Raw genomic sequence first — 25,266 nt, forward strand, 5'->3', positions numbered from 1 at the left:
AATCCAACGACTGCGTGTCGGTCAGCCACCGGCGGTAGCGTCCGGTAGGTCCGGTTCCGCCGATGAAGTCGGTCGTCACGAACCACGAGACGCCGATCGCGTCGCGTCGTCCGATATTCCACATCACGCCCAGATCTCCCATGACTCGACCAGGCTGATTGCGAGCGGAACCTGGAGTTCGAGCGTGATCGCGACTCGTCCTCTGAGTATCTCCGCGTGGCCTCAGTGAGATTCCACGACCGTGGAGCGAATTGGCGAGAGGCGCGTTCGAGGGCCAGAAGGTGCTCTGGGCGTCCCGCGCCATGTGCCCACACACCAGGATAGGATTTTCGCGGCAGATCGGCCGGAGGGCGGGGGACATGGTGTCGGTGCGATGGATCGTAGGAGTCGTGAGCGCGATGCTGTCGTGGCCCGTGGTGGCCGCGCCGGGTAACTTCGTGCCTGACTGGACGTTCACGGGCACGGACCTCAGCGCGTGGCAGCGCATGGGTGACGCCGACTGGCGCGTCGAGCAGGGTGACATCGTCGGCGTGTCGCGTGGGGCGTCGGGAGGATGGCTCGTGCTGGAGCGATCGCTCCAGGACCTGCACGTGGCGGTGTCGTTCCGCTGCCAGGGCGCGTGCGAGGCCGGTGCCGCGGTACGACTGGAACAGACGCCCCAGGGATACAAGGGGCTGATGGTCAGGTTCGCGGGCGTGGATCCCGGTTTGTACGCCGTGGTGCTCGACCCTCAGGGGCACGAAACGTCGCGGGCGGCGCTCCAGCCGTCTGGCGGGAATTTCAGGCTCTCGCCGGGCGTCGCGCCGAATCCATGGGGACCACCAGGGCCGATGCCGGGCGGCGTGCCGTCCCCGTACGCGCCGCTGCCTCCCGCCGCAGCCGTCACGGGCGAGTGGAACGACGCAGAGGTCGTCGTCGACGCCAACATCCTCCGCACGTTCATGAACAAGCTCCGCGGTGCGGGCGGTACGGCCGACGAGGCATTCGGCGCATTCGGGCGTATCGCGCTGTACGTCGGCGGTGCCGGCGAGGTGCGGTTCCGCGGCGTGGCGCTCAAGGATCTCGCGCGCCGCATGACGCCGCCTGAGATCACCGGCGACGGGTTCCGCACGCAGAAGATCGAAGACTTCTACACGGCGTGGTCTGCCGCGGCGGGTGACTTCAATCGCGACGGCGTGCTCGATGTCGCGGCGGGCCATCGCTACTACCTGGGCCCGTCGTTCACCGAATCGCGCGAGATCTACCTGGCCCAGCCGTTCAATCCGGCGAAGGAGTACGCGCCCGGCATGATCAACGTCGCGTTCGACTACACCGGTGACGGGTGGGACGACGTGCTGATCACCGAGGGGCGGACGCCGGTGTTGCACGTGAACCCGCGCGGCGAATCTCGTCGATGGGATCGCTATGCGGTCTTCCCGCCCGTGACATCGGAGACGATCGTGTTCCGCGATGTGGATGGCGATCGCCGGCCCGACGGGGTGTTCGTGGGGAGCGATGTCGTCGGCTATGCGAGCGTCGATCCGGCGCGGCCCACCGCGCCGTGGCAGTTCCGCGCGGTGTCGGCGAAGGGGCCGTGGCCGATTCACGGAGTCGGCGTTGGCGACATCGACGGCGACGGCCGCCTGGACATCCTGACGCCGTACGGCTGGTGGGCGCAGCCGGCGACCGATACGGGACGCCCCTGGGCGTACTCGCCGGCGCGGCTGGGCCGCACGGGCCCGCCGTGGGGACCCGGTGGCAGCGAGATGTCGGTGTACGACGTCAACGGCGACGGGCTGAACGACGTCGTCACCAGCCTGGCCGCGCACGGGTGGGGTCTCGCGTGGTACGAGCAGCGTCGCGACGCCGCTGGAGCGCGCACGTTCGTCGAGCACATGATCATGGACGACTTCAGCACGAAGAACGCCGGCGGCGTGACGTTTTCAGAGCTGCACGGCTCGACCGCTGCGGACATGGATGGGGACCGTGTGCCGGATCTCGTCGTCGGCAAGCGCCACTGGTCGCACCTCGAAAGCTACTCCGATCCCGATCCGAACGGTCCCGGCGTCCTGTACTGGTACCGGACGGTTCGCAACCCGAAGGCGCCGGGCGGCGCGGAGTTCGTGCCGCATCTCGTTCACAACCGATCGGGCGCCGGATCGACCGTCACGGTCGTCGATCTCAATCGCGATGGGCTGCCTGACGTCCTGACCGGCACGACCCGCGGGACTTTCGTGTTCTGGGGCACGAGAAGGAGGTGAACGCGTGCATTGGGAACTGCCTCCCTACGTGACCAGATAGATGAGCCCGACGACCGCTCCGATCGCCACCACCGTCCACCGCAACGTGCTCGGCGCGATCATCCCGGCGACTTTTCCGCCGACGACACCGCCGAGCAGCGCGCCGGCGGCCATGACGGCGGCGGCGGTCCAGACGACCTGGCCGGAGAAGACGAAGAACAGCGCGGCGGCGACGTTGATCACCAGGCCGAGCGCGGACTTGAGCGCGTTCAGCCGCGTCAACGAATCGTCGAGCATGAGCCCCAGCACCGCGAGCATGATCACGCTGAGCCCGGCTCCGAAGTAGCCGCCGTACACCGCGCCGAGCGCGAGCGGCACGGCCACCCGCATGTCGGAGCCGTGGCCGGTGGTCCGGTGCCACGGCCGGCGGGCCAGCCACGCGCGCAGCCGATCCTGGGCGGCCAGCAGCGCCGACGCGCCGAGAATCAAGAACGGGATCAGCGAGCGGAAGACGCGTTCGCCGCCGATGACGAGCAGGATGCCACCCACGATGCCGCCGACGGCGCTGGCCGGCAGCACGATGCGCAGCCGGCGCTCCTGGCCGTCGAGATCGCGCCGCTGCGCGTACACCGCGCCGAGGAAGCCGGGGCAGAGCGCCACCGCGTTCGTGATGTTCGCCGCAACGGCCGGCACGCCGACCGCCGTCAGCACGGGGAACGTGATCAACGTTCCGCCGCCGGCGATGGCATTGACGAGCCCGGCCGCGAGGGCGGCGAGGCCGATGACGACGTAATCGGTGACGCTCAGCATCGGGTGCGAAGACCTGCCAGGTGAGTATTGGTCATTTGAGCATCGATCCCCAACCCTTCGGTCGAGGCCGATGCGGCGCCTGATACGATCGCCGTCCTCGTGCCGACGCAACCGCGGTGTGGCCTATGACGATCCGAACGGTGCTCACGCTCGCCTGCGGCCTGATGCTCACGGCCGCTGTTTCCGCCTCGCTTCGACATCAGTCGCCGATCATCCTGTCCGAGCTCATCTACGAGACCGCGCCGTTTCCCTCCTGCCATGCCTCGACCATCGCCGAGACGCCGAGCGGCCTGGTCGCCGCGTGGTTCGGCGGCACCGCCGAGCGCAATCCCGACGTCGGCATCTGGCTGTCGCGTCATGAGGGCGGCCGCTGGACGACGCCAGTCGAGGTCGCGAACGGCGTGCAATCGCCTGCGCTGCGCTATCCGACGTGGAATCCCGTCCTGTTCCGCCCGGCGGCCGGCCCGCTGTACCTGTTCTACAAAGTCGGCCCTTCGCCGTCGTCGTGGTGGGGCATGTCGATGACGTCGAGCGACGACGGGCGCACGTGGACGACGCCCGTGCGCCTGGCGGACGGCATCATCGGGCCGGTGAAGAACAAACCGGTGCAGCTCGCCGACGGCGCGATCGTCTCCGGTTCGAGCACCGAGCACGACGGATGGCGCGTGCACTTCGAGCGATCGACCGACGGCGGCCGAACGTGGCGCGCGACCGAGACCGTGGCCGACGGCACCACGAAGGGCGCGATTCAGCCGAGCGTGCTCGTGCACCGCGACGGCCGTCTGCAGGCAATCGGCCGCACGCGCTCGGGCCGTCTGTTCGAAACGTGGTCGGCCGACCAGGGACAGACGTGGAGCCCGCTCGGGCTGCTCGACCTCCCGAACCCGAGCGCCGGCACCGATGCCGTGACGCTGCGCGACGGCCGGCAGCTCCTCGTCTACAACCACACGGCGAGCGGCCGCAGTCCGCTGAACGTGGCCATCTCTGACGACGGCCGCGCCTGGCGCGCGGTCGCGGTGCTCGAGGACGATCCCGGGCGCGAGTACTCGTATCCGGCCGTCATCCAGACGGCCGACGGGCTCGTGCACGTGACGTACACCTGGCGCCGCGAACGCATCCGCCACGTCGTCCTCGATCTGTCGAGGGCAGCGACGCCACGTCCGATCGCCAACGGCGCCTGGCCGCGATAGACGTGTCGCGCCAGGCACTGCTCGGCGCGGTCGACGTCGCGGTGCTCGTGATCTACCTCGTCGGCACCGCGCTGCTGGGCCTGTGGGCCGGACGCCGCAGCCGCACGAGCGACGCGTTCATGTCGGCGGGCCGTCGCGTGCCCGCCTGGGCCGTGGGCCTCTCGATCGTCGGCACGTACGTGAGCAGCATCAGTTTCCTGGCGCTGCCGAGCAAGGCGTTCTCGAGCGACTGGAACCCGTTCGTCTTCAGCCTGGCGCTGCCGTTGACGACGTGGGCGGCGGTCCGGTGGTTCGTGCCGTTCTACCGCCAGTCGCGTGCGCTCTCGTCGTACGAACATCTCGAAGCGAGGTTCGGAGGATGGGCCCGCTCGTACGCCGTCGGCTGCTACCTGCTCACACAGCTCGCGCGCGTCGGGACGATCACCTATCTGCTGGCGCTCGCGCTCGCGCCGCTGACCGGCCTGTCGGTGCCGGCGCTGATCTTCATCACCGGCGTCGTCGTGATCGGCTACACCCTGTATGGCGGAATGGCCGCCGTCATCTGGACCGACGTCGTCCAGACGATCGTCTTCATCGGCGGGGCCGCGGCCTGTGTCGCCGTGCTGTTCGCCGGGATGCCAGGCGGTGCGTCGCAGGTGTGGTCCCTGGCGGCCGCGAACGGCAAGTTCAGCCTCGGCAGCGCGTCGGCCGACGTCGGGCAGTCCACGATCTGGGTCGTGCTGCTGTACGGCATCGTCATCAATCTCCAGAACTTCGGGATCGATCAGAGCTACGTGCAGCGATATCAGACGGCCGACTCGGATGCGGCCGCGCGCCGGAGCGTCTGGCTGGGAGCGCTCTTGTACGTGCCGATCAGCGCGGCGTTCCTGTTCATCGGCACGGGGTTGTTCGCGTTCTACACGGCCCGTCCGGATCTGCTGCCCGCCGGCATGGCGTCGCAGCCCGACGCCGTGTTCCCGCACTTCATCGCCACGGCGCTGCCGGCCGGCGTGGCCGGGCTCGTGATCGCCTCGGTCTTCGCGGCCGCGCAGTCGACGATTTCGAGCAGCCTCAACGGCTCGGCCACGCTCGTGCTCTGCGACGTCTACCTGCGATACGTGCGGCCGGACGCGCCGGAGGGCCGGCGCCTGCTCGTCCTGCGCGCCTCGACGCTCGTGTTCGGCGTCGCCGGTGTGGGCGCCGCGCTCGCGATGATGCGCATCCGAAGCGCGCTGGACGCCTGGTGGCAGCTCGCGAGCATCTTCAGCGGCGGCATGCTGGGGCTCTTTCTGCTCGGGCGCCTGTCGCGCGGCGCGCGCAGCGGCAACGCGGCGGCCGGCGTCGCCGCCGGCGTGCTGCTGATCGTGTGGATGACGTTCTCGCCGGGCTGGACCGGGGTCCTCGCGTCATGGCGCAGCCCGTTCCACCCGAACCTCATCATCGTGATCGCGACCGCCGCGATCCTGGCGGTCGGGTGGCTCGGCAGCGCGGTCGGGACGGCGCGGGAGGATGCCGGTGCGCCGGCGAAAGGCTCGATCCAGCCATGACGGCCCGGGAAACGTCAGGCCTTCGCGGCGCGCCGTCCGTCGCGCCGCGCGCGCGGGCGACCAAGGTACTCCTGCCGCAACGTGGTGGGGAACTTCTCGACGGCGTAGCGCAGCATCGTGCGCGGCATCGTCGCGGCGTGGCGGTCGAGGAACTGCTCGAGCGCGCGTCGATCCTGCTTGCCGACCTCGCGCAGCATCCAGCCGACGGCCTTGTGGATGAGATCGTGCGGATCGCCGAGGAGCTGTTCAGCCAGCGCGAACGTCCGATCGAACCGTCCCTGCCTGATGTCCCAGGCCGTGGCCAGCACCGCGATCCGACGATCCCACACGCTCGGCGATGCCGCCAGCTCCGCCAGCCGGCCGCCGTCGGCGTCGGCCCAATGGGCGCCGAGAATCCCCGGCGCCGAGCAGTCGACGAGATCCCAGTTGTTCACGTGCTTTCGGTGGCGGAGGTACATCGACACGATTCGCCGTCGCTGTTCCGGCGTACCCGCCGCGTGCTGGCGGACGAGGATCAGCAGGGCGAGCGTTCGCTCCTCGTGCCATCGCGAGGTGAGCAGCGTCTCGAGCACCGCGAGGCTCGCATGGGAGTGCGCGCGGACGGACGCTCGCACGGCCGACAGCGTCAGGCCAAGGAAACGGTCGCCCTCGCCGTAGCCGCCGGGGCCGGTCTTGAAGTAGCGGCCGAGCTGTGCGGCCCGCGCCGCGTCGGCCGTGCGTCGAAGGTCTCGTCTGATGACCGCGAGCGAAGACCCCCGGTGTGTCGTGGCCCCCGGGGACCGCGTCACGGCAACGCGTACGCGACGATGCCGGCCGGCCCGCTCCAGGCAGCGCCGCCTCCGCTCGCGGTGACGAGCAGGTACTGCTTGCCACCGTGCTCGTACATCGACGGCGATCCGCTCGTGTTCGCGCCGAGCGGCAGCTCGTGGAGCTGCCGGCCCGTGTCGCTGTCGTAGACGTGGACCTTCTGATCGGGCGCGGTCGCGAACACGAGTCCGGAGGCCGTCGGGATGACGGCGGTCTTCGTAGAGGACGCGGAGCCGGTGCCGGTGATCCCCTGACGCACGAGACGCAGGTCGTCGCCGAGGCCGATCTGCCATTTGATCGTGCCGGTGTTGAGGTTGTATGCCGTGAGCGTCTGGTACGGCGGGCTCACGATGGTCGGATACAGCCCGAAGCCGTCCATGATCGGGCGCTCCAGCGTCGAGACCGTGCCGGCCGCGCCGCCGCCGTTCGTCTGGCGCACCTCGCCGGGCTTGAGCAGCCGGATGAGCGCCGGCATGTTCAGGCTGATGACGTACACCGTGCCGTCGTTCGGGTTGGCGGCCGTGCTGCCCCAATTCGACCCGCCCGAGTTGCCCGGCACGTGCAGCGTGTCCTCGTAGGCGATCGGCGTGAAGGGGCCGTCGTAGCGCGCCGCCGCGACGCGCCGCCGGAACTGCTCGCGTTCATCGGGCGTGAGGATGTGCGGGTTCACCTCGTCCGGCTTCAGCGAGAGCTTCGAGAAAGGCGGCGGGCTCGTCGGGAACGGCTGTGTCGGCCAAACGCTCTCACCCGGAATCTCCGTGCGCGTCGGCACGGGCCGCTCTTCGATCGGCCAGATCGGCGCACCGGTGACGCGATCGAACACGTACAGATAGCCGGTCTTGCCGGCGACCGCGACGACGTCGATGCGCCGGCCGTTCTGCTCGACGGTCGTCAACTGCGGCGCCGAGTTGTTGTCGTAGTCCCAGATGTCGTGGTGGACGGTCTGGAAGTGCCACAGCCGCTTGCCGGTGCGCGCGTCGAGCGCCAGGATGCAGTCGCCGAAGAGGTTCGTACCGTGGCGATGACCGCCGTAGAAGTTGTGCTTGGGGCTGCCGGTCGGCACGTAGACGATCCCGCGCGCCACGTCGATCGACTGCTCGCCCCAGTTGTTGGCGCCGCCGACGGTCTTGTACGCGTACTCCGGCCACGTCTCGTAGCCGAACTCGCCGGGGCGCGGCACGGTGTGAAACGTCCACGCGAGCGCGCCCGTGCGGACGTTGTAGGCGCGGACGTCGCCCGGCGCGGAGTTGTATTCCTGATTCGTCGCCGATCCCAGGATGATGAGATCCTCGAACACGCGGCCCGGCGTGCCGGACTGCACCTTGATCGTGGACGGGTCGCGCTCCAGCCCCGCGCGCAGATCGACCTTGCCGTTCGTGCCGAACGTCGTGATGCGCTCGCCCGTGCGCGCGTCGATCTCCTGCAGTTGCTCGTCGATGGCGAAGATCAGCCGCCGATCGCTGCCGTCGGGCGCCTCCCAGTAGTTGAACCCGCGGCTCGTCATCCCCTGCAGGCCGTCGCGCAGCCACAGCTCTCGGCCCGTCGCGGCGTCGAGCGCCACGATGGCGTTGTTGCGAGCGCGGGCGTAGACGACGCCGCGCGCGACGATCGGGTTCGAGCCGGTCTGCCCGCCCGGATACGTCCAGGCGACCCTGAGCTCGGCGACGTTGGCTTTCGTGATCTGGGTGGTTGCGACGAATCTCGAACTGTCCGGGCCGCCCGCGTAGTCCTTCCATTCCCGCGGCGCCTGGGCGGGGAGGCGCGTGCCAGTGACGGCGATCATCGCCGCCGTCGCGACCAGGGAGAGGGCGATCGTCACGCGTCGAGTGGATGTCATAGCGAGGCCGGCGTGCGTGCGCCGAAACGAAAAAGGTCCCGGCGCACCGCGACGGGACCTTCGGACCAGTGGACCACGGGACGATGACGAACTCGGGACCTTGGACCAGGGACCCGGGACCGTGTCCTCATCCCTTGAACGCGAGCAGGAACTCCGCGCTGCGGCGGTACGATTCCAGGATGCTGAGATCGGCCTTCTCGAGCGGTGCGCCGTCGAGCGTGTTGGCGCCGTAGGCACCCACTTCGGCGATGACGCTCTCGACCTTGGCCTGCAGCGCCAGTTGGAAGATCGTCTTCCAGTCGAGCGTGCCGGCGCCCACTGGGACGGCGGCCTTGCCGCGCACGAAGTCCTTCGCGTGGAACGAGAAGTACCGGTTGTTGTACTTCCGCAGGTGCTCCACGGCGTCGCCGCCGCCGAACGTGAGATTGCCGACGTCGATCTGGTAGCGGACGATCGCCGGATCGGTGTTCATCATCAGAACGTCCCAGGGCACGTCGCCCTGCGGCGTCTTGACGAACTCGATCTCGTGGTTGTGATAGGCGATCGTGAGCCCTTCCTTCTTGGCCATCGCGCCGAACTTGTTGAGGTCGGCCGCCATCGACTTCCAGTCGTCGGTCGTTCGCAGTTGCGGCTTCGGCCCGCAGATGACGTGCTTCACGCCGAGGCCGTTCGAGTAGTCCATCGTCTGGCCGAACGTGTTGTTCCACGCGGCGTAGCCCCAATGGCAGACGTTGCACTGCAGCCCGACGCGCGCGAACTCCGCCTTGAGCTCCTTCGACGTCCGCAGGTTGTACGGATTCATGGCGACCATGTCGATCAGCTTGTAGCCCATCGACACCATCTGCTTGAGGGTGCCGTCCCAGTCCTTGTTCAGGTCGGGGACGATCTCGAACGCCTGGAAGCCGAGCGGCAGGTTGCCCGGCACGACCGGCGCCTCCGCCGCTTCCAGGGACGCGTGCGACAACATGGCCGTGCCGGCAACGGCAAGGCCGCTCTTCGTGAGGAACTGGCGGCGTGTTGATGTCATGGGCGACATTCTAGTAGGGCAAAGGGCAGAGGGCAAAGGGCAGAGGTAAAGGGGAAAGGGGAAAGGGAGGGGAAAGGGGAAAGGGTAAAGGGACTGCGCGCTGCGGCGTATCATCCTGAGAACGACCCACCAGGGAGGATTCGGTCATGCGTACGCGCCTCGTCGCTTTGCTCCTGTCATTGGCCGTCGGCTCGGTGTGGGCGGTCGGGTCGTCGCAGACGCCTCCGGCCGGCAAGGGGCGCCTGCTCGTGTTGTCGAAGGGTGCGCTCACGCTGTCGGTCGTCGACCCGGTCACGCTGAAGGTCATCGGCAAGGTGCCGTCCGGTCCCGATCCGCACGAAGTGGCGGCCACGCCCGATGGCCGCCGCGCCTACATCTCGAACTACGGCACGGCCAAGGGCGGGTTCAACACGCTCACCGTGGCCGATCTCGTCGAGTTCAAGCCGCTGCCGCCGGTGGATCTCGGCCCGTTGCGCGGTCCGCATGGCATGACGGAAGCCGGCGGCAAGATCTACTTCACCGCCGAGGTCGCGAAAGCGGTGGGGCGCGTCGATCCCGCGACGAACAAGGTGGACTGGGCGCTCGGCACCGGTCAGGACATCTCCCACATGGTCGTCGTGGCGCCCGATCTCAAGCGCATGTTCACGGTCAACGTGCAGTCGGCGAGCGCGAGCATCATCGAGCGCGCGGTCGGCCGCGCGGGCCGCTTCGCGCCAGCCGCCGACGATGACTGGACGGTGACGTCGGTGAAGGTGGGCGAGCCGTCGGACGACTTCGAGGGCTTCGACGTGTCGCCAGACGGCCGCGAGCTGTGGACGGCGAGCCCGCGCGGCAAGATCTCCATCGTCGACACGATCGGCAAGAAGATCGCGCAGAGCTGGGACGCGGGCGTCACGGGCGCCAACCGCGTGAAGTTCACGCCCGATGGCAAACGCGTGCTGATCTCGCGCCTCTCGGCGCCGGCCGGCAGCGGCGGCACGATCGTCGTCTTCGACGCGGCGACGCGCAAGGAGATCAAGAAGATCGATGCCGGCGCCGGCGTCGGCGGCATCCTGATGCAGCCCGACGGCGCGCGCGCCTACGGCGCCTCGTCCCGCAGCGGCTTCGTCGTCGTCATCGACCTGCACACGCTCGAGGTGGTGGGCAAGATCGACGCCGGCCCGAATCCGGACGGGACCGCGTGGACGGTACAGCCTTGACGGGTACGACGGGTACGACCGGTACGACGGGTACGACAGGTTCAAGGAACGCGCTGACGCTGGCCGACTGGTTCACGGGTGCGACAGATCAGGGCGGGTTCGTAGGTTCAAGGAACGCGCTGGCGGTCCGCTTCCGAGTCGTGACATGCCGTAGCGGGCATGAGCCCGTCGCTCAGCCTTCAAGAAGACCAGTTGGCCAGCGTGAGTTCGTTCTTTGGACCTGTCGTACCCGTCGTACCCGTCGTCCCCGTGGTCCCTGTCGTCTCCCGTCAATACGCCCAAACGGCCTGCGTGAACAACCCGCCGTCGACCCAGATCGTCTGTCCCGTGATGAACGACGCTTCGTCGCTTGCGAGGAACACGACGGCGCGGCCGACGTCGGCGGGGGTGCCGACCCGGCGGAGCGGCGTGACGCGGCCCCACACGCCGGCGTAGTCCGTGTTCTCTTCCCGCGTGCGTTCGATCTCGATCGCGCCGGGGGCGACGCAGTTGACGCGGATGCCCGCCGGCCCGAGCTCCACGGCTGCGACGCGCGTGAACATCTCGAGGCCGCCCTTGCTCGCGGTGTAGGCGGCCAGCTTGGGGAACGGCGCCTTGTTCGACCCGGAGCCGATGTTGACGATGGCGCCGCGCCCTTGCGCGGTCATCTGCCGCGCGGCCGCCCGCGTGCAGAGGAAGCAGCCCTTGAGGTTCGTGTCGAGCACGCGATCCCATTCGACCTCGGCGAGGTCGACGAGCGGGCCCCACGTCTGCACGCCGGCGTTGTTGACCAGCACGTCGAGCCGTCCCCAGCGCGACACGAGGGCGTCGAACATCGCCTCGACGTCCCGCGCCTGGCTCACGTCGGCGCGCACGGCGAACGCGTCGACGCCGATCGCGGCCAGCGCCTCGACCGTGTCGAGGGCGGCGTCCTCGCCGCTCGCGTAGTTGACCGCGACGTGGCAGCCGGCGCGCGCGAGCTCAAGCGCGATCCCCCGGCCGACGCCGCGCCCGCCGCCGGTCACGAGCGCCGTGCGTTCCGAACGCGTGAGTGGGGCCATGCCCACGACTATATCGAGGTCACGGCGACGCTCGTCATGGTGCCGCGTTGTCCACGCGGCGCGCGTCTCGGCGACGGTATGCGGCGATGCGTGCTGCCGACGATCAGGGTCTCCGACTGGTCGAGCCGCCTGCCCTGGCGAGTCGTCGCCGGGCCATGGCCACCAGGCCGCCGCCGAGCAGCAGCAGCGTCGACGGCTCCGGCACGGGCGAGGCGCCGGGATCGGGCGGCGCCGCGAGGCTGTAGACGCGACCGGACGCCGACGTGTACGTCACGTTGTCCGGCAGCGTGATGATCAAGGGATCGGTGATCGACGCGTCGGCCCCGTTCGAGGCCTCGGCCTTGACGCTGGCGAAAAGGAAGTAGTTCCCGTTCGTGATCTGCCAGGGCGTGGTGAACGTGTAGTCGCCGGCGACCTCGCCGGACGGCGTCGTGAACGGCGGCGACGGTAGGCGCGTGAAAGCACTCGTGTAGACCAGCGGGTCATTGAAGGCGGGATTGGGAACGCCCCAGCCGTTGTAGCGGTTGAAGCCGCTGGCGCCTGGTTTCGAGAGCATCAGGTCGAATTCGACGCGGAAGTCGGCATTGACGCTGTAGTCGTACGTGCCCCCCCAGCCGCCGGACATCGTGACCCAGACGGTGGCGCTCGAAGCTCCGGTGATGGTGAACGTGATCAGGTCGTCGAGGAACGCCCGCGCCATCACGCCTTCGCCCGGCGCGGTCGTGAGATCGACCGAGAGAAACCCCGTGGCGAAGCTGGCGCTGCCCGCCGCGCTGCTGGATCCACAGTCCTGAGCGTCGGTTGCCGAGGAGACCCCTGTGACCAGGATTTCCGGGGTGCAGGCCGTGATGCCGACGCCGGCGATGGGCGACGATGCCGCCGAACGCGGTACGAGAACCACGATGAACAGGAATCCCAGTGTCTGCGCCACACTGCTGAAGGTCCAGCGGGCGGCGAATGATGTGCTCATGATCCGGCTCCAGGCTCAACGTCTTCGTGAGGAAGAACTTAGTCTTCCCGCCGAGCTCTCCCGCTCGCGCGTTATTCCTACACGCGTCAACCACGGGAAAACCGGGTCAACCGGGCAGGTCGCGGAATCCAGGGACGAGCAGGCGGGCCATCGCCAGCGGATTGCGGATGTCCTCGTCGGCCATGTAGCGGTCGGATTGCTGCCGCAGCGTGCGTCCTCGTTGGCTCGGCGCGAGCGCCGCCAGGCGCCGGCGACCAGCGGCCGCGTAGAGCTGCATGTCCGCGCGGTCGAACAGGTCGATCGCCGCTTGGAGCCGATCGGCCGCCGCGCGCTCGTCGCCCTCGAGGTTCGCCGCCGCCGCGCGGACGACGAGCGCGGCAGCGCCCGCCCAGTCCGTCCCTTCGCGCGCCAGCACGCGGGACGCCCGCTCGGCCGTCGCGAGCATGCTCCTGACGTCGCGGCCCTCGGCCGCCATGGCGATCGCGCATCGAGCGTGGATGAACGTGAACTCCACGCGCATGTACTGCACGTGGAGCCACAGGCTTCGCCGGATCGCCGCGTGCGACGCGGTCACGGTGTGCCACGCGCGCTCCGCGTCGCCACGGTACAGCGCCGCTTGCACCCGCGCGATCACATGGTTGTAGTGCTGCCGGTAGAACCCGGCGGCCGACCAGCGGGCGATCGCCTCGTCCGCCTGCCGCTCCCCCTCGTCCGGGCGATCCTTCGCGAGCCACGCGAGGCTCATCCGGGCGCTGATTTCGACTTCGAAGTAGAGGTTTCCCCGCTCCCGCGCCGAGCGAAGCAGATCGGGCAGCCAGGTCGTGACGCGCCGTATCTGGCCCCGGAACATGAGGGCTCCGAGGAAGAAGTTCTGCGCGAGCGTCGATTCCCACACGGCGCCGGTGCCCTGCTGGCGAAGCAGAGTCAGGGCCCGCTCGCAGAGATCGGTGGCCGTCGTCCAGTCGGAGCGGACGAACCGCGCGATGCCGGCGGTGAGCCATGACAGGGCGATCACGTGGGGATGATGCAGACGATCGGCGAGCCGGCGTGCGCGCTGGGCGAATGCTTCCGAGCGTGCCATGCCGGCCCGGCTGCCGGAGGCTGCTGAGAAGCAGGCCTCGAGCGCGAGAGCACGCGCCACCCGGTAGGGTTCGCCCGTGTCGAGCGCCAGCCGCAGGTGGCCGACGTGAAACGATGCCGCGCGCAGCGTGTCGACGAGCATCAGCCCCGTGGAGATGGCCCAGCACGTATCGATGCGGAGGAGCTCCGCTCTCGTGACCGCGTTCGGATCGCGGGGCTCGAACTCGAGCCCGCGCCACGCCAGCCTGGCGCGCCGGAGCAGGAGCAGTCCAACGGCGGCCCGCGGCCCGCGGGGTTGCCTGAGGCCCACGGCAGGCAGCACCGAGTCGATGATGGCGAGGCCACGATCGATATGGCCGCCCATCAGCAACTGTTCGGCTCCCTTGCGTTTCCACTCGACCTGCTGGATCCCGGAGGTTTCGGTCGCGGCCTCGAGATAGGCCTCCGCCGCCTCAGCGGGCCGGCCCGCATGTTCGAGCGAGCGGGCGAGGCCGATGCGCCACGCCGTGCGATCGCTCGCGTCCGGCTGCAACTCGAGCGCGGAGCGGAAGAAACTCGCCGCGCGGTCGAATGCGAGGACCTGCCCGGCTCGTGTCGCGGCGGCCGCGGCGCAGGCGGCGGCTGCCGACAGTTCCCCAGCTCCCCGCCAGTGGTCGAAGAGCGCCTCGGGCTCGTCGTCGCCGTGGGCGAGCAAGACGTTCGCGACGCGAGCATGGATCGCTCGAACGGCTGCCGGGCTGGTCGCGCCCAACAACGTTTCCCGGATCCGGTCGTGGTACAGCTCGACGTGGTCCGACGATCGGCTGGTGCGGAGAAAGTGCGTGGCGCACAGTCGCGCCACGAGAGGGCGTTCGTCGCCCGTCAGCCCGCAGGCTTCGAAGACGCGTGCGGCCGGCATCGGCCTTCCGCAGACGGCCAGCGTTTCGACGAACGGACGGCACCCGGGCGGCAGGGCCGACAGGCGTTGCTGCAGCATCGCGCCAAGCCCCGGCCGCCCGCGCGCGGCACGGCCGGCGCCAATCGCGCGCGTCAGTTCCTCGACGAGGTACGGGTTGCCCGCCGCTTCGCGGGCGATTCGGTCGCGCTCGTCCGCCGAGACGCCGGCCGACCGCGCGTGCGCGTCGATCATCCGAGCGCATTCGTCCGCCGTCATGGGCGCAAGCGTGATCACGGCCTTCTGAACGGGATCGACCGGGTCGATCAACGCGCGCAGAAAGGGCTTGGCATCCACCTCGTCCGTGCGGAACGCGAGAAGCAGCAGAAAGGGCGGCGGAGCGGGTGGTCGCAGCAGCGTCGTCAGGATCGCGGCGCTATCGGCGTCGGCCCAATGGAAGTCGTCGATCGCCGCGACGACCGGCGCGCGCGCGGTGAGCCGGCTCAGCAGGTCGCGAAGCGCCGCAAAGGCCTGCTGCTGGAGCATGACCGGGTCGGTGTCGTCATCGGCCGGCACGTCGTCGACGTTCCTGAACACCGGAAACAGCCGTGCAAGGGCTCGCGCCGCGTGATCAGCCAACGGCACCGTCCGGATGTGCCGGCTGAGGCTGTCGACAAGGCCGTCGAGGCCTTTGTAGGCGACCGACTCGTGTGCGTGGCATCGACTGCGCAGGACGATGGCATCTCGAAGAGCGGCCGTGGAGTCGAAGAAGTGCTGCAGGAGCGCGCTCTTCCCGATGCCTGCCGGACCGTGCACGCAGACCAGCACCGGGCAGCCGGTGGCGGCCTGGTCGAACGCGCGGCTCAGCATCGCGAGCTCACTCGCGCGGCCGACGAACGGCGGTGCGGTGGGCGTCGCGGCGCGCGGATCGGTGTTGCCGAGGCCAAGGCGTGCGAGCGCGTCGGATCCGGTGATGCGTGCCGTGGGGTCCGTCTCGAGCAGTGCCATGCAGACGTCGCTCAGATCCTGCGGAGCGCCCGGTGCCACGGTCAGCACGGCCGGCGGCATTGCCGCGATCTTGCGGCGCAGGACGTCGAACACCGGGCCCTCGAAGGGCGCGTGCCCCGTCAGCGCGTGATAGAGCGTCGCGCCCACGCCATACCAATCGCTCGCCTGCGTCGCGACGGCGCCGAGGCACTGTTCGGGAGAGACGTACGCGGGCGTACCGGCGACACCGCCCTCGTGCCGTTCACGATCTGGACCGGGCCGCGACGCGAGGCCGAAGTCGACCAGAACCACGCGACCCTCAGGCGTCACCAACACGTTGGACGGCTTGACGTCCCCATGGAGCGTGCCGTGTCGGTGGAGCTCCTCGACGGCGCGGACCAGTTGCCCGAACACGTGACGGGCTCTCGTGTGGTCGGGTGCTCCGGCACCGCGCACGTGGACATCGACGCTCACGCCTTCGACGAGCTCCATCGTGAAGAAGCAGCGCTCGTCGTCGACCACGAGGTCGTACAAGGAAACGAGGTTCGGGTGAGCGAGATCGGCGAGGCTGCGGAACTCCCGCTTGAACTGGAGCAGGGCCGCGCCGTCGGCGCGGTGAAGCACTTTCAGGGCAACGGGCTGACGACGCAGCCGATCCTCGACCTCGTAGACGACGCCCATGCCGCCGGCGCCGATCAGGCGGCGGACGGCGTATCGGCCGGTTCCGCGGAACTCGCGCTGTGGCCGCGGTCCGCTCGCCTCCACGACGACCGGATCTTGCGCCCGGTCCGCGAACGCCCCGTCCGTGAGGGCGTCGACGAAAGACCGCGCGCCGCTGACGAGGACGGCCGGGTCCGTGTACAGGTCCGTCGCGGCTTCCGCCGCGGCGAGCAGTGAGGCGGCTTCGCGACGCACGTCCTCGTCGCTGGTCTGTGTTTCGAGGTAGTGCTGCCGCTCGATGATCGGCCGCGCGAGCGCCTCGGCAACGAGGTGCTTGATCCTGGACCAGTCGGCGGGAATCATGACGCGGCCATCCGGCACCGGATCACATCCCGGTACGCGTCATCGCTTCGGTCCCGGGCTCAGGCCGAGTCCGGTCCGCGCGCGCCGGTCAGCTCCCCGTACAGCCACCCCTTGGCCACTGCCCATTCCCGCTTGACCGTGGCAGGCGAGATCCCGAGCGCCGCGGCGGTCTCTTCGATGGTCAACCCGCCGAAGAAACGAAGCTCGATCATGCGGGCCTGACCTGGATCGAACGATTCGAGCTTGGACAGGGCGCGGTCCAGATCCAGCGCGTCCACGGCATCCGTGGGATTGTCGGTCGCCACGGCCGACGCTTCGTCGAGCGCGAGCGGCAGCTCGACGCCTCCGCGCTTCTGCCGGGTCAGGAGCCGGCCGTGATCGATGAGGATCCGCCGCATCAGCCGCGCGGCAATCGCGAAGAAGTGCCCGCGGTTCTGCCAGTCGACCTGCTGTTGCTGCAGGAGCCGCACGTAGGCTTCGCTGACGACCGCCGTCACGTTCAGACGGTCGTGACGCCATTCGCGCGAGAGCTGCCGAGCGGCGATCACCCGCAGCTCCTCGTAGATCATCGGCACCAGCCGGCCGAAGGCCTCTTCGCTGCCGGTCTGCCAGGCGTGGAGCAGTTGCGTGATGTTCGCGGCGTCGTCGGCTGCGTCCAAGAACGAAGCCTCCTTGGGAACGGGTCCGCTTGCTGCCGCCAAGTGTGTATGAACGGTGAGTGGACTTAAGCACAGCGGCACGGCAGCGTCAAGGCGCGCCGCAGCGGGCGTGGGCTCTGTCCGCGGGTGCCTGCGGGGGGCCGCCGTTTCGTGCTAGCGTCTGTCCCCGAAAAACATGGCGGCTCTCTCGTTTCTCGATCGTGCTCACACCGTGGCGCCAGCGGGCTACAGCCGCTGGCTCGTGCCCCCGTCGGCCCTGGCCATCCATCTGTGCATCGGCCAGGCGTACGCGCTGTCGGTCTTCAACCTTCCGATGAACCGGCTCCTCGGCATCACGGCGCCGGCACCTGGCGACTGGCCGCTGACGACGACGGTCTGGATCTTCAACATTGCGATCGTCTTCCTGGGCCTGAGCGCCGCCGTGTTCGGCACGTGGGTCGAACGTGTGGGGCCGCGCAAGGCGATGTTCGCGTCGGCGTGCTGCTTCTCGGGCGGGTTCCTCGTGTCGAGCGTCGGCGTCTCGCTGCACGTCATCTGGCTGGTCTACCTCGGCTATGGCGTGCTCGGCGGCATCGGCCTGGGCCTCGGCTACATCTCGCCGGTGTCCACGCTGATCAAGTGGTTCCCGGATCGCCCGGGGATGGCGACCGGCATGGCGATCATGGGCTTCGGCGGCGGCGCGATGATCGGCTCGCCCCTCGCGGAGATCCTGATGCGCGCCTACGCGTCGCCCGCGTCGGTCGGCGTGTGGGAGACGTTCGTCACGATGGGGCTCGTGTACTTCGCGTTGATGATGTTCGGCGTCTTCAACGTGCGCGTGCCGCCCGATGGATGGACGCCGGCCGGGTTCGTGCCGAAGGCCGCCACGAACCGGCTGATCACGACCGCGAACGTCACGGCCGACGAGGCCATCCGCACGCCGCAGTTCTGGCTGCTCTGGGGTGTGCTGTGCATGAACGTGACGGCGGGCATCGGCATCCTCGCGCAGGCCTCGCCGCTCATCCAGGAGTCGTTCCCCGGCCGCGTCACGGCGGCGGCCGCTGCCGGGTTCGTCGGCTTGCTGAGCCTGTTCAACCTGGCCGGCCGCTTCTTCTGGTCGTCGCTCTCGGACCTCGTCGGACGCAAGACCGTCTACATGATCTACCTCGGCCTCGGCATGCTGCTGTACTACCTCGTGCCGTCGTTCGCGAGCGCGGGCAACCTCGTGTTCTTCGTCGCCACCTTCTGCGTCATCCTGAGCATGTACGGCGGCGGCTTCTCGACGATCCCGGCGTACCTGCGCGATCTGTTCGGGACGATGCAGGTAGGGGCCATCCACGGCCGTCTGCTCACGGCCTGGTCCACGGCCGGCGTGCTCGGCCCGTCGATCGTCACCTACATCCGCGACTACCAACTGCAGCGCGGCGTGGCCAAGGCCGACGCGTACTCGATGGCCATCTACATCATGGTCGTCGTGCTCGCGGTGGGATTCGTCTGCAACCTGCTCACGCGCCCGGTCCACGAGCGCCATCACTACAAAGGCCCCCTGCCGCAGAAGGCGCCGGCATCGCGTGGCGGCTCGGTTGCGAGCGCCGTGCCGCTCGAGGCGGGCACGCCCACGTCCTCCGCGCGGCTCGCCGTGGCGTGGGTGTTCGTGAGCATCCCGCTGCTCTGGGGCGTCTACCAGACCCTCCTCAAGTCGTTCGCGCTGTTCGCCTGAAGATCAGTTAAGATTCGCCCACTCCGTTCGACATCGACGATGGCCGGATGACTCGGGTGGTTGCATGGATCCTGGGAGTCACCTGTTCGGGCTGATTCAGCAGCTCTACGCCGCACCCGGAAGCGTGGACGGGTGGAGCACATTCCTCGACCGCCTGCGGGCCTCCCTCCACGGATCGACCGCCCACCTGATTTCGCACGATCTGCAGTCGCGCCACGGCGACATGGCGGCCACCGCCGGCGCCGATCGCGGAGCCCTGACGCAATACCAGGAGTACTGGTCTGCCTTCGACGCCTGGGCCTACAGCCCGAAGCACGCGCAGCTCGGATCGGGAGCCGTCACGGTCGGAGACTCGCTCGTCGACCACACGCAATTGCAGCGCACGGCGTTCTACGCCGACTTCGCCAGGCACTACGACCTGGTGCGAATCATCGGCGGGGTCATCGAGGCCAGCCCCGCAGCGGCCTCGGTGCTGTCCATCTCACGAAGCGAACGGCAGGAGCCGTTCGCCGGCGCCGAGGTGACGCTCCTCAACGCGCTCGTTCCGCACGTTCAGCGCGCCCTGCAACTGCACCGGCGGCTCGTCGAATCCCGGGCTGCTGCCCACAATCTGGCCGTGGTGCTCGACCGATCGGCGCGTGCCGTGCTGTTCCTCGATGCATCCGGACGCATCACGTTCATGACAGACGCGGCCTCGCGCCTGCTGACCCGGCATGACGGCCTGAGCGTGGAGCGGCGCGAACTGTGGGCGTCGAACATGGCGGACCGCACGCGGCTGCGGGCCGCGATCTCGGGCGCGTTGAGCACGTCCAGCGGATCGGGATGCGCGACCGGCGTCGTGACCGTCGACCGCCATTCAGGACGGCGGCCCTGGATCGTCCTCGTGAGCCCGGTCACGCGCCAGCGCACGCCCTTCCCGGGCATCGAATCGACCGCGGCGATCGTGTTCGTGAAGGATCCGGAGCGGATGGCGATCCCCGATCACGCGACGCTGCAGGCCATGTTCGGCCTCACGCCGGCCGAAGTGAAGCTGACGCGGTTGCTCGTCGAGGGCTGCACGCTGCAGCAGGCAGGGACGCAGCTCGGTCTCCAGCGAGAGACCGCCAGAAGCCGCCTGAAGACGATTTTCGAGAAGACCGGTACGCACCGCCAGGCCGAGCTCGTGCTGCACGTGTTGAGCGCATCGCCAGTGATCTAATCGAGGCGACGCGTCCGGTCCGCGTCCCGAACACCGTTCGCTGTGCGTGCGATGCAGGGGGGCTATGGACATCGCGATCTTCTTCGAGGTGCTCGACGCGGTGTACGACGCCGCGGGTGATCCGAACGCCTGGCTCCAGTGCCTCGAGCGTCTGCGCGACGCCGTCAGCGGCAGCTCCGCTCACTTCGTGTCGGTCACGCCGGCCCAACAGCGATCGGTGGCGCTCTCCACGCTTGGCGACCCCGAAGCGTTCCGCGTCTACAACGAGCACTGGGGCGCGCGCGACCCCTGGGGACGCAGCCCGCGCGTTCGGGCGATCGCCGAGCCGACCGTCGTGCTGGGGGACGAGCTCGTGCCGCACTCGGCATTCACTCGCACGGACTTCTACGACGGTTTCGGGCGACCGTACGACATCGGCCGGTGCGTCGTCGGGTTCGTCGAAACGGGCCCGCGCAACCTCACCGTCCTCACCATCACCCGAGCCGACCGGCAGCGCGCGTTCGCCACGCAAGAGGCCGCGTTCCTGCACGCGCTGCTGCCGCACCTGCAGCGCAGCCTGCAGTTGCAGCGCCGGCTCGCCGAAAGCGAAGCCGCGTCGCGCGATGTCGCGTCGGTCGTCGACCACGGCAGGCACGCGGTGATGCTCGTCGACGGCAGCGGACGCGTGACCTATATGAACGGCGCCGCCAATCGCCTCCTCGCTGCGCGCGACGGCCTCGTCGTCGACGGACGTGAGCTCGAGGCGGCGGCGTCCAGCGATACGGCGCGCCTTCGGTCGCTGATTCAGGAGGCCGCCGGGACTTCTGCCCGTACCGCCCTCGGAGCCGGCGGTCTGCTCGTCCTTGGGCGTCCGTCCGGAAGCCGCCCCCTCACGGTCGTCGTTGCCCCGTTGTCATCCCGGCGTCCCGAGGTGCCTGGTGCCGATGCCGCCGCAGCCATGGTGATCGTGGTCGACCCGGAAGCTGCCGCTCGCGTGAACGACGACGTGCTCCGTGCCTTGTTCGGGTTCACGTCGTCGGAACTGCGGCTCGTTCACCTCCTGGTGAGCGGCCACGACGTCAACGAAGCGGCGGCACGGTTGAATCTGTCGCACCAGACCATCCGCACGACCCTGAAGCGGGTGTTCGAGAAGACGAACACCCATCGACAGGCCGAATTGGTCGCGCTCGTCGTCGCGGCCACCCGCGACTGACCTTGCGCTGACCGCGTCGACCGGCGCGGCCCGTACGCCTACCGGCTCGAACCCCGCCGCTCCCGCCCTATTTGAGGGTTGTGGCGATCTCGCCACCGCTGGCATCGTCAGCTCGATGATCTCCGACACGTAACGAACCACGGCAGGACGAAGGAAGTCGTCCTGCCATTGGACGTCGTCGCCGCCTTGGCTCGCCGGGCGACGACCGTGATGGGAATTGTCTTGGCCACTGGACGTCGCGGACGTCTCGTGCTGATGCGCGAGGCGCGCGACACGTTGGAGCGGTGGGCGCGACAGCGCACCGCCGAGTACCGCATCGTCCGGCGCAGCCGCATCCTGCTGCTGCTCGTGGACGGGATGTCGGCTCGTGAGGTTGCGCGCGTCCTGCTGACGACGCGGCACACGGTGGACCTGTGGCGCCGGCGATTCGAGGCCGAAGGCGTGGAGAGCATTCTCAAGGACCGTCCCGGCCGGGGCCGACGCCGACGATCCGTGTAGCGGCGAGGCGCCGAGAGCGCTGGCCTAGTTATTTCCGATCAGGCAAGGGGACGACGCATTGGATTCGATGTTGCACGACGTGAGGCCCGCCCGTTCTGGAGGAGACATGTCGACCACACGTCTGGCTGTAATCGCTCTGGCTGTCGTTGCGCTGCACGGATCGGCGGACGCCTCGCCGATCTTCTATTCCAGCGTCTTTGCAGGCGTCACGACGTTCCCTTCCGGCGAATCGGTCAGCGATTCACAGTTGGTGTTTTCCACGGATACGCTGGGGCCGGAAAAGGCTTCGCTCGCCGACGGCTCGGCGTGGGCATCGGTCACCGACGGCGCCCTGCGCGCGTACGCCACGACGGGCGGGAACTCCGCGGCGAACGGCACCGCTGGCTTCTTCGACACGCTGCTGTTGCAGTCCGCCTCTCTGGCACCCGGAACGGCCGTCCAACTCGCCGTGGAACTGCTTTTCACACGCACGCTTTCAGAAAACGGAGCTCCAGGCCCGTGCAGTTCGAAGGCCTTGGCGACCGCCAGCATCGACGGTAGCAACAGCCACGGTAACGCGGGCCAGGTTCTCGTGACGGACGCCACGTGTAACAACCAAGACGTCAACAACCCAACGGCCCTGTTCACGGGATTCATCGGCGAAGAATTGACGCTCGCCGCGTCCCTGGCCGCCTCCGTCGCCCCATTCAGTGGTTCTGCTACCGCAGACGCCAGCGCCGACTACTCGGTCGACGCGTCACATGCGCTCCGCTTCCTCGTGACGCCGGTCGGCGACTTCACCTACACGACGGCCAGCGGCAACAGCTACCTGGCGGCCGCCGCCCCGGATCCCGCGGCGGTCCCCGAGCCGGCGACCCTGCTGCTGTTCGGCAGCGCCCTCTCCATCGCCGCTGCCCGGGCGCGCAAGCGATCGAGAGCGCACGAGGCGAAATCGAGCGGCGCTCGCGGGGGCTGCTGGGCCCCCACTTCGCGCCGCCGGCTCGTTCCCGCTCGCTCGCGTCCTTACTTTACTTTCCGGGCAACGCGAGCGCGATGAGGCCGGTCGGGCCTTTCGCCGGCGGGATTCGTGGGTCTGGGGCGCCGGCGCCACGCATGCCGGCTTCCGAGGCCGTCACCAGGACGTACTGCCGCCCGTTGAGCTCGAACATGGACGGCGAGCCGCTCGAGTACGCGCCGAGCGAGAACTCCCACAGCGGCTTGCCGGTGTCGGCGTCGTAGACGCGCAGCTTGCGATCGGTCGTGTTCACGAACAGCAGGCCCGTCGCTGTGGGAATGACCGAGCCCTTCACCAAAATGCCCTGCGCGCTGCCGGTGCCGGTGATGCCCTGCGAGACGAGCCGCAAGTCGTCGCCGAGGCCGATCTGCCACTTGATCGTGCCCTTGTTCAGGTCGTACGCCGTGAGCGTCGTGTACGGCGGGCTGATGATGTCGGGGTAGAGGCCGTAGCTCTCCATCACGAGCCGGTTCTCGGGCGCGTCGACATCGGGCGGATAGCCGCCGGCGCCCGACAAGGAGAAGCCGCCGCCGGCGCGGCCACCCTCGCGGACGCGCGCGGGGCCGCTCTCGACGGTCGGTCCGGGAGGGAACGACGGCGCCGGGCCGGCGGATCGTCCGAAACCGGCGCCGCCGCCACGTCCGCTGTCGGCCGTGGTGAGGAACGCGAGCAGCGCATCGAGATCGGTGGCGCTGAGCTGATGGAACGGCGGCATCTGGCCGCGCCCGTTCTGGATGGTGTTGCGCAGCTCGGCTTGCGAGAGGCGCGACGTGATGCCCACGAGCGGCGGAATCGCGGCCACGCCCGCGCGGTCCGGGCCGTGGCAGACCTGGCAGTTCTGCTGGTACACGGCCAGGCCCGGGCCGGCGGCCGGGCCCGCCCCGCCGCCGCGCATCGGGGGCTCTTCGCCCGGCCTCAGCAGCCGCATGATCGCGGGCACGTTGTAGTTCGTCACGTAGACCGTGCCGTCGTTCGGGTTCGCCGAGGTGCTGCCGAAGTTCGATCCGCCGTGATTGCCCGGCATGTGGATCACTTCGCTGAAGCCGATCGGCGTGAACGGACCGTCGTTGCGCGCCTTGCGCACCCGCTCCCGGTACTGCTCGCGCTCGGCCGGGGTCAGGACGTGCGGATTGATGTCGTCGGCGGTGAACGTCTGCCGGCCGAACGGGGGCGGCGTCGTCGGAATCGGCTGCGTCGGCCACAGCACCTCGCCCGGCACGTCCGTCTTCGTCGGCACCGGCTTCTCCTCGATCGGCCAGATCGGCGCGCCGGTGACGCGGTCGAACACGTACAGGTACCCGGTCTTGCCCGCCATCGCGACGACGTCGATGCTGCGGCCGTCCTTGCGGATGGTCGTCAACTGCGGCGCCGAGACGTTGTCGAAGTCCCAGAGGTCGTGGTGCACGTTCTGGAAGTGCCAGAGGCGCTTGCCCGTCCGCGCGTCGAGCGCGATGAGGCAGTTGGCGAACAGGTTCTGGCCCACGCGATCCGCGCCGTAGTAGTCGAACGTCGGCGAGCCGGTCGGGAAGTAGGCGATGCCGCGTGCGGCGTCGATCGAGAGCTCGCCCCAGGTGTTCGTGCCGCCGATGTACTTCCAGGCGTCCTTCGGCCAGGTCTCGTAGCCGAACTCGCCCGGTCGCGGCACCGTGTGGAACTGCCAGACCTTTCGGCCGGTGACGACGTCGTAGGCACGCACGTCGCCAGGGGGCGAGAAATAGCCCTCGCCCGTGGCCGAGCCGAGCAGAATCAGGTTCTCGAACACGCGGCCTGGGGTGCCGGACTGGATTCGGCCGACGGTCGTCGGATCGCGGTCGAGGCCCTCGCGCAGGTCGACGACGCCGTCGGTGCCGAACGTGCGGATGGACTTGCCGGTCCGCGCGTCGATCTCCTGCAGATAGTCGTTGATGCTGAAGATCAGCCGCCGGTCGCGGCCGTCGCGGCTTTCCCAGTAGTTGATGCCGCGCGTCGTCATGCCCTGGAGCCCGTCGTGGATCCAGAGCTCCTTGCCCGTGGCGGCGTCGAGCGCGACGAGCGAGCTGTTGCGCGCGCGCGTGTAGATGATGCCGCGCGCGACGATCGGGTTGAACAGCGTCTCGGCGTGTGGGTATGCCCAGGCGACGTCGAGCCGGCCGACGTTGGCCTTGGTGATCTGTTCGAGCGGCATGAACCGCGAGCTGTCCGGGCCGCCGGCGTAGTCGCGCCATTCGCGGCGGCCCTGCTGACCGAGAACCGGGGCGACGAGCGCGGCGGCGAGCGCCGCGATGCCCGCGGCGCCGAGCAGCCGCCGGCGCAGGTATGAACGAGTTCGTGTGTCGGCCATGTGGCCATCTCCAGTCCGGCAGCCGGGCGCCGGACGGTGAGCCGGGGATGGCCGCCAAATCACTCCCTGCTGGGGCGCAGGGATTGCGTTGACGTAAGCCTACCGCCCCGGTGGGCG

General features: G+C 69.1%; 19 protein-coding genes. 9 read left to right on the forward strand and 10 right to left on the reverse strand.

The features are described 5' to 3' along the window. Nucleotides 1-142 (reverse strand): hypothetical protein (locus IT184_18390; GenBank protein MCC7010787.1); only part of this gene is annotated, 142 nt, incomplete at its 3' end. Nucleotides 143-389: 247 nt separating this feature from the next. On the opposite strand from IT184_18390, the gene IT184_18395 reads away from it, so the two are divergent. Next, nucleotides 390-2,240, forward strand: coding sequence for a VCBS repeat-containing protein (locus tag IT184_18395; protein ID MCC7010788.1), 1,851 nt, complete (start codon nt 390-392; stop codon nt 2,238-2,240). A gap of 24 nt (nt 2,241-2,264) precedes the next feature. Here the strand turns inward: IT184_18395 and IT184_18400 are convergent, their stop codons facing one another. Continuing rightward, a complete protein-coding gene (locus IT184_18400) occupies nt 2,265-3,029 on the reverse strand; it encodes a sulfite exporter TauE/SafE family protein (GenBank protein ID MCC7010789.1) in 765 nt (254 codons plus the stop codon). Between the two features lie 125 nt (nt 3,030-3,154). Here IT184_18400 and IT184_18405 point away from each other — a divergent pair, with 125 nt between their 5' ends. Both IT184_18405 and IT184_18410 read left to right on the forward strand, forming a co-directional pair. Further along, nucleotides 3,155-4,219 (forward strand): exo-alpha-sialidase, encoded by a 1,065-nt coding sequence (locus tag IT184_18405; protein ID MCC7010790.1) that lies wholly within the window; start codon nt 3,155-3,157, stop codon nt 4,217-4,219. A 119-nt stretch (nt 4,220-4,338) separates the two neighbouring features. Continuing rightward, nucleotides 4,339-5,745: a sodium:solute symporter gene (locus IT184_18410; protein MCC7010791.1), complete on the forward strand. Its 1,407-nt coding sequence runs from the start codon at nt 4,339-4,341 to the stop codon at nt 5,743-5,745. Between the two features lie 14 nt (nt 5,746-5,759). On the opposite strand, the gene IT184_18415 is transcribed toward IT184_18410, so the two are convergent. The 3 genes from IT184_18415 to IT184_18425 form a co-directional block, all read right to left on the reverse strand. Next, the gene (locus IT184_18415) at nt 5,760-6,533 is read right to left on the reverse strand and encodes a DNA alkylation repair protein (GenBank protein ID MCC7010792.1); all 774 of its coding nucleotides are present in this window, start codon (nt 6,531-6,533) and stop codon (nt 5,760-5,762) included. Continuing rightward, nucleotides 6,530-8,371 carry a PQQ-binding-like beta-propeller repeat protein gene (locus IT184_18420; GenBank protein MCC7010793.1) on the reverse strand — a complete coding sequence of 614 codons (1,842 nt, stop codon included), beginning with the start codon at nt 8,369-8,371 and terminating at the stop codon, nt 6,530-6,532. Before IT184_18420 ends, IT184_18415 begins: the two co-directional genes overlap by 4 nt. Before the next feature lie 145 nt (nt 8,372-8,516). Beyond that, nucleotides 8,517-9,416 (reverse strand): TIM barrel protein, encoded by a 900-nt coding sequence (locus IT184_18425; GenBank protein ID MCC7010794.1) that lies wholly within the window; start codon nt 9,414-9,416, stop codon nt 8,517-8,519. 146 nt (nt 9,417-9,562) lie between these two features. On the opposite strand from IT184_18425, the gene IT184_18430 reads away from it, so the two are divergent. Next, on the forward strand, nt 9,563-10,615 hold the full coding sequence (locus IT184_18430; protein MCC7010795.1) for a YncE family protein: 1,053 nt from the start codon (nt 9,563-9,565) through the stop codon (nt 10,613-10,615). Nucleotides 10,616-10,884: 269 nt separating this feature from the next. Here IT184_18430 and IT184_18435 read toward each other — a convergent pair whose 3' ends face one another. From IT184_18435 to IT184_18450, 4 genes are all read right to left on the reverse strand, one after another. Further along, entirely contained in the window at nt 10,885-11,655 is a 771-nt protein-coding gene (locus tag IT184_18435; protein ID MCC7010796.1) for a 3-oxoacyl-ACP reductase FabG, read from the reverse strand. 103 nt (nt 11,656-11,758) lie between these two features. Then, complete coding sequence (locus IT184_18440; protein ID MCC7010797.1) at nt 11,759-12,625, reverse strand: PEP-CTERM sorting domain-containing protein; 867 nt, start codon at nt 12,623-12,625, stop codon at nt 11,759-11,761. A 106-nt stretch (nt 12,626-12,731) separates the two neighbouring features. Next, complete coding sequence (locus tag IT184_18445) at nt 12,732-16,589, reverse strand: AAA family ATPase (GenBank protein MCC7010798.1); 3,858 nt, start codon at nt 16,587-16,589, stop codon at nt 12,732-12,734. 59 nt (nt 16,590-16,648) lie between these two features. Next, nucleotides 16,649-17,248, reverse strand: a complete 600-nt coding sequence (locus IT184_18450) for a sigma-70 family RNA polymerase sigma factor (GenBank protein ID MCC7010799.1) — start codon at nt 17,246-17,248, stop codon at nt 16,649-16,651. Between the two features lie 175 nt (nt 17,249-17,423). Between IT184_18450 and IT184_18455 the strand changes: the two genes are divergently transcribed. The 5 genes from IT184_18455 to IT184_18475 all read left to right on the forward strand — a co-directional run bounded on the left by IT184_18455 (nt 17,424) and on the right by IT184_18475 (nt 22,871). Next, the gene (locus IT184_18455) at nt 17,424-18,947 is read left to right on the forward strand and encodes an OFA family MFS transporter (GenBank protein MCC7010800.1); all 1,524 of its coding nucleotides are present in this window, start codon (nt 17,424-17,426) and stop codon (nt 18,945-18,947) included. A gap of 64 nt (nt 18,948-19,011) precedes the next feature. Continuing rightward, nucleotides 19,012-20,145, forward strand: coding sequence for a hypothetical protein (locus IT184_18460; protein MCC7010801.1), 1,134 nt, complete (start codon nt 19,012-19,014; stop codon nt 20,143-20,145). 64 nt (nt 20,146-20,209) lie between these two features. Then, complete coding sequence (locus tag IT184_18465) at nt 20,210-21,337, forward strand: helix-turn-helix transcriptional regulator (protein MCC7010802.1); 1,128 nt, start codon at nt 20,210-20,212, stop codon at nt 21,335-21,337. A 210-nt stretch (nt 21,338-21,547) separates the two neighbouring features. Then, nucleotides 21,548-21,835, forward strand: coding sequence for a helix-turn-helix domain-containing protein (locus IT184_18470; protein MCC7010803.1), 288 nt, complete (start codon nt 21,548-21,550; stop codon nt 21,833-21,835). Between the two features lie 106 nt (nt 21,836-21,941). Beyond that, nucleotides 21,942-22,871 carry a PEP-CTERM sorting domain-containing protein gene (locus IT184_18475; protein ID MCC7010804.1) on the forward strand — a complete coding sequence of 310 codons (930 nt, stop codon included), beginning with the start codon at nt 21,942-21,944 and terminating at the stop codon, nt 22,869-22,871. Here the strand turns inward: IT184_18475 and IT184_18480 are convergent. After that, complete coding sequence (locus IT184_18480) at nt 22,843-25,149, reverse strand: PQQ-binding-like beta-propeller repeat protein (GenBank protein MCC7010805.1); 2,307 nt, start codon at nt 25,147-25,149, stop codon at nt 22,843-22,845. The two genes, IT184_18475 and IT184_18480, sit on opposite strands and share 29 nt — an antisense overlap. Nucleotides 25,150-25,266 lie beyond the last annotated feature (117 nt).

This window comes from Acidobacteriota bacterium, from assembly GCA_020853395.1.
GTDB lineage: Bacteria > Acidobacteriota > Vicinamibacteria > Vicinamibacterales > SCN-69-37 > JADYYY01.